The 14,796-nt window shown below is 60.3% G+C and carries 12 protein-coding genes; 4 read left to right on the forward strand and 8 right to left on the reverse strand.

Annotated features, from left to right (window positions below):
• Window positions 1-422: 422 nt before the first annotated feature.
• Window positions 423-1,502, reverse strand: a complete 1,080-nt coding sequence (locus OQE56_RS19005) for an alpha/beta fold hydrolase (RefSeq protein WP_267226503.1) — start codon at window positions 1,500-1,502, stop codon at window positions 423-425.
• Window positions 1,503-1,551: 49 nt separating this feature from the next.
• On the opposite strand from OQE56_RS19005, the gene gcvA reads away from it, so the two are divergent.
• On the forward strand, window positions 1,552-2,436 hold the full coding sequence (gene gcvA / locus OQE56_RS19010; RefSeq protein WP_267226505.1) for a transcriptional regulator GcvA: 885 nt from the start codon (window positions 1,552-1,554) through the stop codon (window positions 2,434-2,436).
• A 632-nt stretch (window positions 2,437-3,068) separates the two neighbouring features.
• On the forward strand, window positions 3,069-5,903 hold the full coding sequence (locus tag OQE56_RS19015; RefSeq protein WP_267226598.1) for a TonB-dependent receptor plug domain-containing protein: 2,835 nt from the start codon (window positions 3,069-3,071) through the stop codon (window positions 5,901-5,903).
• A 287-nt stretch (window positions 5,904-6,190) separates the two neighbouring features.
• On the opposite strand, the gene OQE56_RS19020 is transcribed toward OQE56_RS19015, so the two are convergent.
• From OQE56_RS19020 to OQE56_RS19030, 3 genes are all read right to left on the reverse strand, one after another.
• The gene (locus OQE56_RS19020; RefSeq protein ID WP_267226506.1) at window positions 6,191-6,400 is read right to left on the reverse strand and encodes a hypothetical protein; all 210 of its coding nucleotides are present in this window, start codon (window positions 6,398-6,400) and stop codon (window positions 6,191-6,193) included.
• Window positions 6,401-6,426: 26 nt separating this feature from the next.
• A complete protein-coding gene (locus OQE56_RS19025) occupies window positions 6,427-7,992 on the reverse strand; it encodes an aldehyde dehydrogenase (NADP(+)) (RefSeq protein WP_267226507.1) in 1,566 nt (521 codons plus the stop codon).
• A gap of 111 nt (window positions 7,993-8,103) precedes the next feature.
• Complete coding sequence (locus OQE56_RS19030; RefSeq protein WP_267226508.1) at window positions 8,104-8,727, reverse strand: cysteine hydrolase family protein; 624 nt, start codon at window positions 8,725-8,727, stop codon at window positions 8,104-8,106.
• A 148-nt stretch (window positions 8,728-8,875) separates the two neighbouring features.
• On the opposite strand from OQE56_RS19030, the gene OQE56_RS19035 reads away from it, so the two are divergent.
• Window positions 8,876-9,781, forward strand: coding sequence for a LysR family transcriptional regulator (locus OQE56_RS19035; RefSeq protein WP_267226510.1), 906 nt, complete (start codon window positions 8,876-8,878; stop codon window positions 9,779-9,781).
• A gap of 53 nt (window positions 9,782-9,834) precedes the next feature.
• On the opposite strand, the gene OQE56_RS19040 is transcribed toward OQE56_RS19035, so the two are convergent.
• Window positions 9,835-10,662, reverse strand: a complete 828-nt coding sequence (locus tag OQE56_RS19040) for a PhzF family phenazine biosynthesis protein (protein WP_267226512.1) — start codon at window positions 10,660-10,662, stop codon at window positions 9,835-9,837.
• Window positions 10,663-10,909: 247 nt separating this feature from the next.
• On the reverse strand, window positions 10,910-11,842 hold the full coding sequence (locus tag OQE56_RS19045) for an alpha/beta fold hydrolase (protein ID WP_267226514.1): 933 nt from the start codon (window positions 11,840-11,842) through the stop codon (window positions 10,910-10,912).
• Between the two features lie 364 nt (window positions 11,843-12,206).
• Here OQE56_RS19045 and OQE56_RS19050 point away from each other — a divergent pair, with 364 nt between their 5' ends.
• Window positions 12,207-13,118 (forward strand): hypothetical protein, encoded by a 912-nt coding sequence (locus OQE56_RS19050; protein WP_267226516.1) that lies wholly within the window; start codon window positions 12,207-12,209, stop codon window positions 13,116-13,118.
• Window positions 13,119-13,190: 72 nt separating this feature from the next.
• Here OQE56_RS19050 and OQE56_RS19055 read toward each other — a convergent pair whose 3' ends face one another.
• Both OQE56_RS19055 and OQE56_RS19060 read right to left on the reverse strand, forming a co-directional pair.
• Window positions 13,191-13,784 (reverse strand): histidine phosphatase family protein, encoded by a 594-nt coding sequence (locus OQE56_RS19055; RefSeq protein WP_267226518.1) that lies wholly within the window; start codon window positions 13,782-13,784, stop codon window positions 13,191-13,193.
• Between the two features lie 63 nt (window positions 13,785-13,847).
• Complete coding sequence (locus OQE56_RS19060; RefSeq protein ID WP_267226520.1) at window positions 13,848-14,624, reverse strand: hypothetical protein; 777 nt, start codon at window positions 14,622-14,624, stop codon at window positions 13,848-13,850.
• Between the last annotated feature and the right edge of the window lie 172 nt (window positions 14,625-14,796).

The following is a 14,796-nucleotide window of genomic DNA, read 5'->3' on the forward strand; positions in this document are numbered from 1 at the left end:
CGCTTCACAACAGCCGAATGGCTGGTCATCCAGTGCCTGAAAGCAAAGACACTGGATGACCAGCCATTCGGCTGTTGTGAAGCGCTTCCCGCCTTCGCGGGAATGACGAGCAAAATCAGAACGTCCCTAAGAATTAATGGGTCAGAGTGCTTTTTGGTCCGATGAATCTCGCTGTGGCAACCTGGAAAGCAGCCTGACTCCATTTTTCTCGCTACAGCACCCAGGAAAGGAAAGCTGATCGATGAGTACATCTGCTTTGGTACTGACGCTCTTCATTGCATGGGCACTTTTCCTGCTCGTGCTCATGGAGATCATCCGCTCTTACCTGGTCGTTTCGGGGCAGGCCAGGTCCAATGAGTTCACGCCGGACAACGCAGAAATAAGGGGTCAGAGTGCTTTTCTGCTCGATAGCTTTTGCCTGGTCAATCAGGAATGCGCTCTGCCCCTATTTTTGCTTCCAGGAAATGGCCAACAAGACTGGCAACGGTGTCAGGTGCGTCCAGCGTCGCGAAATGCGTTGAATTGAGGATGTGAACTTCTGCATTTGGCACGGTTCGCTTGTACGCATAAGCGCCAGGCGTGGTGAAGAACTTGTCCTGGTTGCCCCATAGCACGAGCACCGGCACGTTCAGGCGGCTAAGCAACGACTGCCATTCCGGATAGTGCTTCACGTTGGTTCCATAGTCGTACCAGAGGTCGTTGCGGGCATCGATGACTCCCGGGCGTTGTACGGCCGCCACCATTTGCATCAGCGCATCTGGGCCGGCATGGTCTTCGTCGCTCCCATGTTCGAACGTTGGATAGCCGAGTGACCGGACGTAGTCGGCGCGGCGCTTATCCACGGCCGGATTGCGATGGTCCCAGTGTTGTCTCAGTTCGCCTTCGGGATCCTGGGCACTGGGGAATCCGTCCAGATGGATGACGCCGTTCTGCACCATCACGGCGGTGATGGCCGTGGGATGAAGTGCCATCAGGCGGAAGCCGACGGGCACGCCGTAGTCCTGCATGTAAAGGCTGAATCGCGTTATCCCGCGCGCTTTCAGAAAGTCATCGACGGTTTGTGCGACGTGATCGAAGGTATAGGCATAGGCGTGGTGATCGGGCGCGTCGGAGTAACCGAATGAGGGGTAGTCCATGGCGATAACGTGCAGGTGCTGCGTGTTCGCCAATGTCTCCATGACCTGCACATACATGATCGACGAGAGCGGATTGCCATGGAGGAACACGACCGTCGGCGCGTGCGGGTCCCCGCCTTCCCGGTAGAAAATCTGCATGCCGTCGACCGGCTGCCACCCTTCGCGCAACGCCTCGGAACGCGCAGGGAAGGACACCAGACAAAACAGCAACAGAGAGATCAGGCCGAGAGGTCGCATATAGGCTCCATGCGTTACAAAGGTTAGCCGGGCAAGCACGCACCACCGCCCGGCGGGCCGCGGCGGGAGAGCAAGGAAGGTTGCCCGGAGGCTGCAGTTAGTATTGGCGCGGCGCGAAAGGTCGTACATCGCTATTTCTTCAATCGCGGTTGAGCAGGATTCAACGCAAGGAACCCCCATGGCCCAAAGTCTTCCGCCCATGCATACGCTGAGAACCTTCGAGAGCGTTGGCCGGTTACGCAGCTTCACCGGTGCGGCGGAAGAGCTTCACCTCACGGTGAGTGCGGTCAGCCATCAGATCCGCGCACTGGAAACGTTCTATGGCATGCGGCTGCTCCAGCGCGGGCATCGCGACGTGACTTTGACCAAAAGTGGCGAGTTGCTCTGGCAGGTGGTGGAAGAGTTGCTCGATAAACTCACCTCTGTCGGGCGGGTGCTGCGCACCCAGCCGACCAACCGTCTTTCGCTCAGTGCGCCGCCGTCGTTCGTCAGCCGCTGGCTGATGCCAAGGCTGGGCGGGTTTCTCGATGCGCACCCGGAGATTGATTTCACGTTGCAAGCGACGACGGACCTTGTCGATCTGGAGAACGACGAGGTGGATCTGGCCATCCGCTACGGCGAAGGAAACTGGCCGGGGTTGCATGGAGAGAAGCTGCTTGAGGAGACATTGTTTCCCGTGGCGTCGCCTGCCTATCTCGACAAATGGGGCATTCGCGATACGGAGGACCTGGGCAAGGGTGTCCTTCTTCGCGATGATTTCTTTGGTTGGGATGCCTGGTTCGGCCAAATGGGTGTGACGGGAGTCGCCAGGCCCACGGGCCCTGTCTACAGCGATTCCTCCCTGCTGTTGCAGGCGGCCGAAGAGGGCCATGGCATTGCCCTTGGCCGTAGCGTGCTCGTGGAGACCGCACTTGCCAGCGGAAGGCTTGCACGTGCGGGATCAACGTCGCTGAAAGGGGAAGGTAGCTACTACCTGGTGCGCTCGATGACGATGCAGAACAGCGCCACGGTGGAACTGTTTCGGGCGTGGCTGTTTGGGCAGGCGCAGCGCGAACACCTCTGATTGTCTGGCTGACGCCAGACACGCCTCCCTTCGGCTTAAGGCGGGCAACGTGTGCATGGTCAGCCTCCAAGGGGATGGAGCATGACCGGGCATAAACGGGTACTCCAGGCGCGCGCAAGAATTAGCGCGATCCCCTTTTCTGCTTTTCCCTTCGGCGTGATGTAACAGCGCCAGCTCCGGGCTCGTGGTGCCAGGGCACCGCGGGCTCGCCAGGGCGGCCTCGTCCCGCAGGCCACCGCCCGGTTCGCACATTCTTGCGTCTAACTTGCGCCAGTCATTCGCTAAGCTTAAGCGAAACCTTCGTTCAGGCTGCCGTTTCATGCCGGAACAGCCATAGCCTAAGCAGCTGTTTCTGTTGAAACTTACACAAAGCTTACAAAAATCGTTGACTTTCAGCGGCGGCGACCTCTAGGTTCGTGAAGGGTTGCAGGGGGAGTCCGCAATTTCCTGCTGATTCATCGCTTTACGGAACCGCCTTCACAGGCGGCGCCGCGGGGATCCGTGTGCCCAAGAAAAGGCCAGGAGGACGCCTGGCCCTCACTTCATCCATTGATCACGTCGTTAGGGGAGCAAAAAGCGTGAAGCACTTCGAAAACAGCAAGCTGTCGGTAGCCGTTCGACTCGGCCTCGCGATGGGCGCACTCGCCGTCGCAGGTTCCGCCTTTGCGCAGGATGCCGGTGGCACCCAGGCCAATCCGGATTCAGCCAAGAAGCTTGAAACCATCACGGTCACCGGATCGCGCATCCGCAGCGTGGACGTGGAAACCGCCCAGCCGGTCATCACTCTGTCGCAGGCCGACATCCAGAAGACCGGCCTTACCAATGTCGGCGACATCCTGCAGAACCTCACCATCACCGGGCAGCCCACCTTCAGCAAGGCAGCGGTGCTGACCAGCAACACCGAGGAAGGCGGCCAGTACGTCAACCTGTACAACCTCGGCGAAAACCGCACCCTGGTGCTGGTGAACGGCAAGCGCTGGATGACCAGCCTCAATGGCTACACCGACGTTTCCACCGTTCCGGCTGCGCTGATCGACCGCATCGAAATCCTCAAGGACGGTGCTTCTTCGATTTACGGTTCCGATGCTGTCGCCGGCGTCGTCAACATCATCCTCAAGGATCACTTCAACGGCGCTGCGGTAAGCGGCCAGATCGGCGAGAACGAGGGTGGCGATGGTACGCAGCAGGCGTATTCGTTCACCGTAGGCAACAGCACGGACAAGTCTTCGATCGTGTTCGCCGCGACGTACAACAAAACCGGCACGGTGTGGGCGAAGGATCGTGACATCACCAAGTACACCTATGGTCCGTCCTTCCCGGACGCGGGCTACAGTGCCACGGGGCCCTGGGGCCGCTTCAGCTACAACGGCCACAGCTATGTGCTCAACCACACAGGCAATCCGAATCAGATCGGCACGGGCGCCGATGCGACCCAGTTGAGCAACTATCACGTCGGCGTGCAGGACAACGATTACTTCAACGCCACCAATCAGATGATGGAGCAGCTGCCGACTGAGCTGAAGTCCATCTTCACCGAAGCCAGCTACAACCTCACCGACAACGTGACGTTCAAGGCCACCGGCATGTATGCCGAGCGCAATTCGTCAACCCAGGTGGCCGGCTACCCGCTCAACAGCAACAGCCAGCCGGGCTTCCCCGTCTTCATCAGCGGCGAGAGCTACTACAACCCGGTGCCGGGCCAGGATCTGACGTTCGCGCGCCGTATCACCGAGCTGCCGCGCGTGACGAGCGAAAGCGCGAAGTCGCTGCACTTGGATGCCGGCTTTGAAGGCAACTTCGAGTTTCTCGACCATCCGTGGAACTGGGATGCGGGCTTCAACTACAACAAGTACGACGTCGACACGAGCCTCACGGGCAACATCAATCTGCTGAACCTGCAGCAGGCGCTGGGTCCGTCGTTCCTCAACAGCCAGGGCGTCGTGCAGTGCGGTACCGCGGCGAATCCGATCGCGCCGGGCCAGTGCGTGCCGTTCAACATCCTCGGCGGCCCGAGCGCTTCGAACAAGCAAGTGCTCGACTACATCATGGCGCGCGAGAACGCCACGGCGCAGAGCGTCACCAAGGATTTCACCGCCAACGTGACCGGCGGCCTGTTCGAACTGCCGGCCGGCACGTTCAGCTTTGCGGCGGGTGTCGAGCATCGCAACAACAATGGCTATGACACGCCCGATGAAATGGCCAGCGCCGGTTACACCACCGACCTCGCCGCCGGCCCCACCCTGGGTTCGTACACCACCAACGAAGCTTACGTGGAGCTCAGCGCGCCGCTGCTGAAGGATCTGCCGGGCGCCAAGTCGCTGACGGTGGACGTAGCCACCCGCTACTCGCACTACAGCAATTTCGGCAGCACCACCAACAGCAAGTACAGCTTCACGTACGCGCCGATCGAAGACGTGATGCTGCGTGGCACCTTCGCCAAGGGCTTCCGTGCGCCGACGCTGGGTGACCTGTTTGGCGGCGGCTCGCAGACGTTCGACAATTACACCGACCCGTGCGACGCCGTGTACGGCAGCACCAGCAACCCGACCGTGGCGAAGAACTGCGCCGCCGCCGGCCTGCCGGCGAGCTTCCGCCAGACCGATCAGGCCGGCAATGCAGTGAAGGGTCCGAACCAGCAGGGATCCACGCCATTCGTGCAGGGCGCGGGCAACCAGTACTTGCAGCCGGAGCACAGCACCACCCGCACGCTCGGCCTGGTGTACAGCCCGCACTATGTCGATGGTCTGGACATGACGCTGGACTACTACGACATCAAGATCACCAATCAGATTCAGGGGATCGACGCCAACTACGTGCTGGACCAGTGCTACCAATACTCGGTGCAGGATTTCTGCCAGGCGTTCCAGCGTGATGCCAATGGTCAGGTGGTGAGCCTGCACCGCGGCAACGCCAACCTGGGCTGGATCGAAACCACCGGTTACAACCTAGGCGTGAACTATCGCCTGCCTGCCTTCTCGTTCGGCAAGTTCGTGTTCAACATGAACGTGAACTACCTCGACGACTGGAAGCAGGCGAGCACCAACGATGCCCCGGTCATCAACTACGCCGGCCAGTACGGCTACGCGCACTGGCGCGCAAACTTCGGCCTGGACTGGACGCTGGGCAACTGGGGCGCCAACTGGGGCATCCGCTATTACGGCTCGTTCCTCGACCAATGCTTTGATCAGCCGTCCGGCGCGCACTGCAACATGCCCAACTACACCAGCGTGAACTGGGGTTACGGCACCGGTGCCAACCGCATGGGCGCCGTGGTGTTCAACGACGCCCAGGCTCGCTACAAGCTGCCGTGGAAGGCGCAGATCGCATTCGGCATTCGCAACATCTTCGACAAGAAGCCGCCGAACACCATCAACGCGTACACCCTCGGCTACAACTCGTCGGGCTCGCTTGATCCGACGCTGGACTTCGATCGTTACATCTACCTGCAGTACAACCAGCAGTTTTAACGAAGTAGTTGCACCCTCCCAGCTGTAATTTGCCGGAGCACCGCAAGGCGCTCCGGCCTTTTTTTTGGGCCAGTTGGGCATGGTGCAGCGAAGATGGATGTACAGCAGATGTTCGCCGCGCGGGACAGGCGCGTTGACGTTGTCACACTGCCTGTCGCGTTGCCGTAAAAGTGGCCAGGCGATTTCGGCAATGCTTTGGGTTGATCCTTTCACATGGCGGATTGATAGAGTTCGACGACGCGCCCGGACGTGTTATTTCCTTCCCGATTGGCTTCCTCAGGGAGCGCCTAGTCGCCACCGAAAGTGGAAGAGAGAGAGTCGTCGGTGTGCGACGGTGGATGATCATTGTCGAATGGCATCAGGTTCATCACTTCATCGATCACACTGACATCATCGACGCAGATGCTCCATGCCATGTAGTCGTATGCCGAAAGAAGAAGGACCGAGGCCGCAAACACGGGGGCGCTTGGCATCCAGCCCGGACGTTTGATCGCCATGAGGTTACTTCCCGGATGCGCCTTTTCTACTGGCCATCCACTAGTCGTGGAATGCCCAACGGATTCGCTTCGCGGAGCGGCTCGGGCAAGAGTGCGTCGGGAAAGCCCTGATAACTCACGGGCCGCAGGAAGCGTTCAATCGATGTCATTCCGACCGATGTGAACCGACTGTCGGATGTAGCCGGGAACGGGCCACCGTGGATCGAGGCAAAGGAGACCTCCTGCGGATGAGAGAACGCATTGACAACCACGCGCCCGGTACGGCGTTCCAGCTGGGGAAGAAGGCGGCGCGCAAGCGGCATGTCCTCCGGCTCCAGGTGCATCGTGGCGGAGAGCTGTCCGCGTAGGGCGCGTGCTATGGCAAGCAGTTCTTCCGCATTGTCTGCTTTTACGAGCAAGGCGGATGGACCAAACACTTCGTCCGCCAACACGGGGTTCGCCAGGAACTCGGCACCGTCCACTTCCCAAAGCATGGACTGTCCATCAAGCGATGCGTTCGGTTCGCCACCTTCCGCGATGCGGTGGGCGCCGGCACTCTCCAGTTTGTCCAAGCCGCGCACGTAAGAGGCGTGAATGCCGGGCGTGAGCATGGTGCGTGCAGGTGCCTCGCCGATGCGCTTGATCAAGGCTCGCCGCAAAACATCAAAACCTTCGCCTTGCACGCCAACGAGAATGGCGGGCTTGAGACATGCCTGCCCCACGTTGACCAGCATGCGCTCGCCGAAGCCGTCGCCAATGGCTGCGCCCCGTGATTGCTGCGCAGAAGGCAGAACGAAGGCGGGGTTGACGCTGGTCATCTCTGTGAAAACCGGAATAGGGTCGGGGCGTAGCTGCGCGCGTCGATAGAGCGCCATGCCGCCTGCCTCCGAGCCGGTGAATGTCACCGCCCTGATCAGGGGATGTTCGACCAACGCCTCACCGATGGCATTGCCGCTACCGCGTAGCATCGAGAAAACACCCTCGTGAAACCCGCTATCGCGAACAGCATCGCGAATAACGCGTGCCTGAATCTCTGATGCTCCAGGATGAGCGTTGTGCGCCTTGACGATAACGGTGGCTCCGGCTGCCAGCGCCGAAGCGGTGTCGCCACCGGCCACAGAGTACGAAATGGGGAAGTTGCTTGCGCCGAAGATGGCTACGGGGCCAATAGCCATCTTTTGGAGCCGATGGTCCATACGCGGCCGAGGCTGACGTTCTGGCAGTGCAGGGTCGATGGAGAGCTGGAGAAAGCGCCCCTTTCGCACGACGTCTGCGAACTGCCGGAACTGCACGCCCGCCTTCGCGGCTTCGGCTTCGAGCTGCGCCTCGGGAAGCCCAACCTCCAACGATGCCCGCGCAGCGAGTTCCTTTCGTGCGGCATCCAGATGGTCGGCAATGCGCTCAAGGAACTGCGCGCGTGCCGTCAACGATGTGTGGCTGTAACTATCAAAAGCGTCATCGGCCAGGGTGGCGGCCCGATGCACTTCCGCTAAGCCGCCGAACGCAAAATCCGGTTCGATGGGTTGGTTGGTCGCGGGATTGAGCGCCTTCATGGTGCCCTCGGTGGCCGCAACTTCGCTGGCACCGATCAAGAGGTTTCCGGTCAATTTCATGATGAGTCACCCACACATAGTCGTGGCCGAGTCGCGAAGTGCGACGCCGCCGCAGGTCTTTAAGTCGCTTGAGTTCGAAGGAGAGGAGACGTTTCAACCGTCGCCGGACGTTTATGCGCCGAGGCTGGCGACCAACTCGTCCGTCGTCACAATGGCGTGGGCGAACGTGGGGCCATTCAGCTCATGGGCGGCATGCATCATTTCCGGCTTCATTGCGGCCGTCGCGTCGCGTACCAGTGTCACGTGATATCCCATTTCGCTCGCATAGCGAGCCGTGCACTCAATGCAGGTATTTGCCAGAAGGCCCGCCACGATCACGTGCGTGATGCCCTTTTGCTTGAGGCGGAAATCAAGGTCGGTATTGGCAAATCCACTGGATCCCCAGTGCTCCTGAACGATGGTGTCGCCCGCCTTGGGCGTGAAGTCCGGATGCCACTCGCCGCCCCATTCGCCACGCGCAAAGTGGTGCATCTTGAACACCTTCATCTGGTTGGGATTGGGGTGATCCCAGTCTTCGTAATCGCCAGGCTCCCAGCGGCGGTGCGGCACGAAAAACACCGGAATGTGTTGCTTGCGGACCTCGCGGTCCAGTTTGCGCAGGTTGTCGAGCAGACCTACGTCTTTAGCCACGGGCTCGATGAAGGGATAGACCTTGCCGCCTTCCGAAAGAAAATCGTTGTACGGATCCACCAACAGGTAGGCGGTGCGATCGGCGGGATATGCGGTGGTGGACATGGCGTGTCTCCAAAGGGAAGAAAATGCCAGTCACTGCTACGTGGCTTTACGCTTTCGCGGGCTGGCCGGATGTGCGCAAAGCTAGACCCTTCCAGATTCGCCTACTAGATAGTAGATTCGAGAGGCAGCCTTTCACTGGTGAGAGGTTATGGACCGACTCGAAGGCATGACCATCCTGCTGGCCGCGGTGGACACCGGCAGTCTTTCCGCAGCCAGTCGCCAGTTGCGCATACCGCTGGCCACCGTGAGCCGACGGGTCTCGGAACTGGAAGAACACCTCCATATCCGACTGCTGCTGCGTGGCACACGCAAACTGACGCTGACGGATGCCGGGCGCGACTACGTTGCCTCATGCCGGCGAATCATCGAGGACATCCAGGAAGCGGAGCGAACGGCGGCGGGCGAGTATCGCGCACCGCAGGGGGAACTGATGATCAGTGCCCCCCGGGTGATCGGGCCCAACCATGTCGTTCCCATCCTTGTGGAATTTCTGCAGATGTATCCGGACATCAGCGCGCGCCTTCAGGTGTCCGATCGCGTCTCGAACCTGCTGGAGGAACACATAGACCTCGCCGTGCGTCTTGGTGCATTGCCTGACAGCGATCTGGTCGCCACGCGAGTCGGACTCTTCAGCCGCGTGGTGTGTGCGAGCCCCGCTTACATCAAGTCACATGGCATCCCGAAGAAGCCCGAGGACCTGACATCTCACGATTGCATTACCTACGAGGGATACTCCGCCGCGGACCGATGGGAATTTCGCTCAGGCCAAGCCTCGCAGATCGTTCAGGTGTCCTCGCGTCTCACCGTCAATTCCTCAGAGGCCGCAGTAGCCGCGGCGATCACCGGCGGGGGCATCGCCCGCATTCTGTCGCACCAGGTCGACGCCCTGTTCAACTCAAAGGCACTGGTGCGGTTGCTGGAATCGTTCGAGCCATCGCCGACGCCCGTCAGCCTGGTGTATCCACGTCAGCGCCAGGTGCCGCTCAAGCTTCGCGCCTTCCTGGACTTCGCTACGCCACGGTTGCGGGAGCGACTCGGCTACAAGAACCCGTAGAGCCATCAGGCAGATCGCGCTGACGGGTGGATCTTTTGCTCCCTGTTTGCTTGTCAGGTATGCAAAACGCCATCCACTCGCGTCACGCAAGCGCCGCCGATCCAAATCTGTCCATCCAATGCTTGCACGTGGATCCGGCACTTTCTGCTGATGGCAGTGCCTTGAGCGATAGTGAACGATGATGGCGCCATGCCTGTGTCGATGAGCCAGCGGGCTATCCCCGCGTTGAGGCTACCTGTGGCAGGATCCTCGGGCATCGCATCGCCTCCCACGAAGGCGCGCACTTCGTAAGCCGCATCGCCCTGCGATGGCGCGATCAGGCCGATGGGAAGTCCATGCAACGAAGCCAGGTCCGGCGTCAGTGCAAGAAGGCGTGCGTCGTCATTCAACATAAGCACGAGCCATCCCGCTCCGTTGTCGACCCATTCGGCGTGATGCACCTCGTTCCTGCGCAGACCAAAGGCGGTAAGAATGCGTTCGATCAACGCCTCGTCAACAGCGCCTGTCTGCACGAGCGGAGGCGCCTCGAAGGCCAGTTTGTCGTCCCCGACGCGCACTGGCACCAGACCGATAGCGCATTCTTGCGTCACCGTCGCACCGCGGCGCACACCGCCCGCAGACAACCAGGCATGACACGTGCCGAGCGTGGGGTGTCCAGCGAATGGCATTTCGCGAAGCGAGGAAAAGAACCGCACGCGATAGTCGGCTCGCGGGTCGCGCGGCTCCAGAAGGAAGCAGGTTTCGCTAAGGTTGGTCCATCGCGCAAGTGCCGCCATGTCTGCGTCGGAAAAATCATCCGCGCCATGCACCACCGCAACGGGGTTGCCTCTGAAGGGCTCAGCGGAAAAGACGTCGACTTGGGTGAAGCGCTTTGGCGACATGCAGCATGTGTCCTCGGACAGGATGGATGTCGTGGAAGCACGACATGTGGGACCGAGGCAGTTAAAGAACTCAGTCACCTCCATCCAATATTAGCGGTGCGATGACGACCTCGATAGCAAGTGGGCACGCGCTAACGGAAACGGAGGCAGTCAGGTTCACTGACTACCTCCGCTCCCTATGGCTATGGGCCTTCATGTGTGCCGCTATGGCGAAGAACTTACCAATCGCCGCAGCACTTCAGGAAGATCAGAGCGTCGCGATGAAGTCATGGACTGCCTGCTGAAACTTCACGGGCTGGTCGATCATGACGAAGTGACGCGACGGCGAGATCGACACGACTTTTGCATTGGGCGCGCCGGCCAGAAGACTTTCGTAGTAGCCGGCCTTCTCCGCTTCCGTGAATTTCATCGGCGGGTTGCTGAAGTCCGGTGCGTAGTAAGGCGAGATCTCGACGATGGGCACATTGGCGTTCTTCAGGCCAGGCCGGTAGTCGGCGGCCATGTCCTCGGCCATGTATTCGGCAGTGGCGGCGGCATCGCTTCGCGCGTTCAACGGCGCATAGCGCTCCGCCTGGCGCGGGTCGATGACGCCGGTGCTCTTCATGTACTCCAGTACCTGACCCTTGAACTGTTCCGGAGTCGCCGACGCCATCTGGTCACGCGTCTGCGAGGCGATGGCCTTGCGCTCGTCCGCACTCACCTGATCCATGCCGGGAATGATCGGCAGGCCATCGGCTGCCAACACACCGGCGATGCGCTCCGGATGCTCACTGGCAAAGCGCAATGCCAGCGTGCCGCCCAGGCTGTGGCCGATCAGCACGGGCTTGTCGAGCTTTTGTTGGTTGATCAGATCCAGCAGCGAAGCATCTGCGCGGTCCAGCAATTGACTGGCATCCTTCGGCGCCGGCATACCGTCGAAGCCTGCCAGCGTGACCGCATACACCACGTGGTCTTTCTGCAACTGCGCGATGGTTTTCTCCCAGACCCATGGCCCACCTTCCAGGCCCGGAATCAGAATCACGGGGCGACCATGATCGCCATGCCGCTCGGCCTTGAGCGTGCCGACATGAATGTCAGTTGCCGGTGTGTCTGCAGCCAGAACGCCTTGGCTGACGGACAGCGCGAGCGACGCGGCGAGTAGCGGATACATCAATCGGCGAAACAGCGCGGATCCTTGCATGATCGTTTCTACCTCAAGTTGGAAGTGTCGGGCTGGTGTCAGCCATGTCTCATGGCTGAGGTTCTCCTGGGTGCCGCGTGGTGTCGTCCGCGATCAGTGATCCGACGCGCATCGTGGCCAGAAATATGAGCTGTTCGTCGTGGACGGATGCCAGGAATGCGAACTGCCAGGCGCCGGCATGATCCCGCGAGATTGGCGCAGCCAGTACGTAGGTACCGTCACCGATGTTGTCTGACAGTTGTCACGGCGCCTTGGATAGTCGGGCAGCCGACTCCCTCGCGCTCAGATGCGCCAAGGTGAGCAAAGGAAAGGCTCCCAGGGGATGGATTCCATCGCCGCCGCCGTACCGTAACTCACGCTCAAGGTGACGCTGGTCACTGCAAAACGACCTTTCATCCCGTTTGTGGCGATGCCTCGCCACACGCTTGCTAGCGTGCCGCATGCAGCCTCACTGGCAGTTACCCACCTTAGCGAGCGCATCATGAAGTCATCTCTTCTCATAGCTTTTCTTATGTTTCTTGCAAGAAGCGTCGACGCCGATGGCGCGTCAGGCGACCGGTATCTGACGCCGCAATTCAGTGCAGGCCAGACCTACAGCAACGTCTTTTCCATCTTGCGATCCGTCAGGGCAGAGGGTTATGACGAACGCGCTTCGCGCAATGGCGGATCGGCCGACTACACCATCCTTTCAGCAAACGCCGATAGCTGGGGCGCCAGGGCGAGAAGTCGCTACGATGGTCAGGCGAGTGGTGATGACTCGATAGAGTTTCGGGACAACGGCAGCACCTATTGCATGGCGAATGCCGAAGGCAAGACGACCTGCAATGCGTACCTTGAAGGAAGCGGCCTGGCCTACAACACAGCGATCTGGGGTGTTCCGCCAAAGCCGTTGGCGCCAGGGATGAGCTGGACGGTTGACCTGAAGCAGGCGTGGGAGCTCGGTGGCTCCAATGGCACCGAGAAGGTCACCGTCATCAGCATGGATCCGGCGACCGATACGGCGGTCCTGTTGCGAGAGGGGACGTCACAAGGGTTTTTCGCGGAGAGCGACCCTCATACCCTTCAGCTCAGCCATGACGGTCATACGGAAATGCTCGAGGTCAAACCGGGCACGGCGCATTGGAAGGGCTATACCACCTTTGTGAAAGGCGTGGTGTTCAGCGATGAACTTGTCGTGACGCGTGACGATGTACTGATCAGCAAGAGCGGCAGCACGGTCAATGCGACTGAGCGGCGAGTGATGCTGCTTAATGTCGCGCCGTTTCCTACGCTTTAGTCGCCGCCATGGAAAAAGGAAAAGTGCCTTTTCTATCGTGGAAAGGCACCTGATCCATTTTCACAAAACGTCTTAGTGCTGAAGATTCCATCTGACAATGGCACGCACTTCGCGCTCGAAGCCAAGCACGCTGATGGCTGCCGTATCGAGCGCAAGATGCGCGCCCAGTGATGGCGCGCCAGTCGCCCATACGGCAGCGAGTGCGCGCAAAAAGTGCGCATGCGAGAAGAGCGCGATGTTGTTCACCTTGCGGCTCAGCAAGCGGTCGATAAGCGCCTGCGCGCGTGCGCCGACTTGCGCGGCATTCTCGCCACCGGGAATAGGCGACGTCCAAACGGACCAGTCGGGCGCCTCCGCGCGGATATCCGCCGTCTTGCGCCCCTCATAGATGCCGTAATTCCACTCGTGCAGCTCGGGCTCGATCTCGGCCTGATCGCCAAGGCCGGCAAGCCGGCAGGTGTCGATGGCGCGTTGCATCGGGCTGGTCAGCACGATGTCAAACGTTTGCGTCGCGAGCAGCGGTGCCAGCGTTGCCGCTTGCATGCGGCCTTGCTCGGTCAGCGCGATGTCAGTCGTTCCGGTGTGCTGGCCAGACTTGCTCCATTCGGTTTCGCCGTGGCGAATCAGCCAGATCTGCGGGCAGGGGTTTGACGTCACGTGGCTCATGGCGGTCCGGTAAATGGGTGAGGGGCGGTGCGGTGCGCTTGCGTGTTTTCGCGTGTGGACAGGTCAAAAGCGTTTCAGCGTTTGAGCCTGCACGTCCTTGCGGGGTGCGCTGAGCGTGGCATACATCGGCATCGACCAGGTGGCACTTTGCCCTTTGCCGCACGAGCCGTAGCCACATTCGTTCCAGATGTAGACGCTGGCGATGTGGTCTGCAGCATCGTACAGCGTGGACACCTGCGCCGGCCCATGACCGTCCGCGGGCTTCAATGTGAATGTCCATTCCCACATGGTGCGTGTGTTGGGCACGGCAACCACCGGGCCCGAGCCGATAAACACATAGGGTCCGGCGGGGAGGGTGACGAGCTTTCCCCGCTCAATCGTGAGCACGTACTCAGTGCCCACCTTCCAAACATACGGTGCACTACGCTGTGAGTCTGGCCCGTTCTGCATGAGCTGAAGATCCGACGCCGGATTCTCCTCGCGATAGTCGGCAGAGCCGCCTCCGCGAGCGACCAGGCCACCCCAATTCATCTGATACTTGCCGTCCACCAGCTGCGGCCCGCCGTGTGCCCAGGTTTTGTTGGAGAAGTTGACCTGGATCGCGAAGAAGTTGAGCCCGTGGTCGACGGCATCGGTGACACGCACGTGCGATGACACCTTGATGATGTCATTGGGCAGGTGAGGAAACGACGCATGCGAGTGAGGGTCGCCGGCTTCCGGGCCAATCACGAACGCCGATGGTGACGACACCCCAGTCGCTGGTGCAGCCGCCGAGGCGCAACCGGCCGTCTGTAGCGCTTCACCCAAAGCCAAAACGGCCAGCAGAAACGCGCGTGTCACGGAATGTTTCATTTTCGATGCTTGAGGTCGTGGCCCTGCTGACAGCGGTCGGCGCCGTTCAGAGGACCTTGTAAACGGCACGCGACATGTTTCGTGTCGCAGAGGAATTAGGTAATTCTACCTAAGCAACGATACATAAGACGTGTGCGCTGACTAACGACCGGACTATGCG

Source organism: Dyella silvae, assembly GCF_026421305.1.
GTDB classification, from domain to species: domain Bacteria; phylum Pseudomonadota; class Gammaproteobacteria; order Xanthomonadales; family Rhodanobacteraceae; genus Dyella; species Dyella silvae.

Bases quoted from the DNA above. Each gene is read 5' to 3' on its own strand.
- OQE56_RS19015 (WP_267226598.1), top strand. From the start codon at position 3,069: ATGGGCGCACTCGCCGTCGCAGGTTCCGCCTTTGCGCAGGATGCCGGT.
- OQE56_RS19055 (WP_267226518.1), bottom strand. From the start codon at position 13,784: ATGAGCCACGTGACGTCAAACCCCTGCCCGCAGATCTGGCTGATTCGC.
- OQE56_RS19030 (WP_267226508.1), bottom strand. From the start codon at position 8,727: ATGTCCACCACCGCATATCCCGCCGATCGCACCGCCTACCTGTTGGTG.
- OQE56_RS19025 (WP_267226507.1), bottom strand. From the start codon at position 7,992: ATGAAATTGACCGGAAACCTCTTGATCGGTGCCAGCGAAGTTGCGGCC.
- gcvA (WP_267226505.1), top strand. From the start codon at position 1,552: ATGGCCCAAAGTCTTCCGCCCATGCATACGCTGAGAACCTTCGAGAGC.
- OQE56_RS19005 (WP_267226503.1), bottom strand. From the start codon at position 1,502: ATGTACGACCTTTCGCGCCGCGCCAATACTAACTGCAGCCTCCGGGCA.
- OQE56_RS19020 (WP_267226506.1), bottom strand. From the start codon at position 6,400: ATGGCGATCAAACGTCCGGGCTGGATGCCAAGCGCCCCCGTGTTTGCG.
- OQE56_RS19035 (WP_267226510.1), top strand. From the start codon at position 8,876: ATGGACCGACTCGAAGGCATGACCATCCTGCTGGCCGCGGTGGACACC.
- OQE56_RS19045 (WP_267226514.1), bottom strand. From the start codon at position 11,842: ATGCAAGGATCCGCGCTGTTTCGCCGATTGATGTATCCGCTACTCGCC.
- OQE56_RS19040 (WP_267226512.1), bottom strand. From the start codon at position 10,662: ATGTCGCCAAAGCGCTTCACCCAAGTCGACGTCTTTTCCGCTGAGCCC.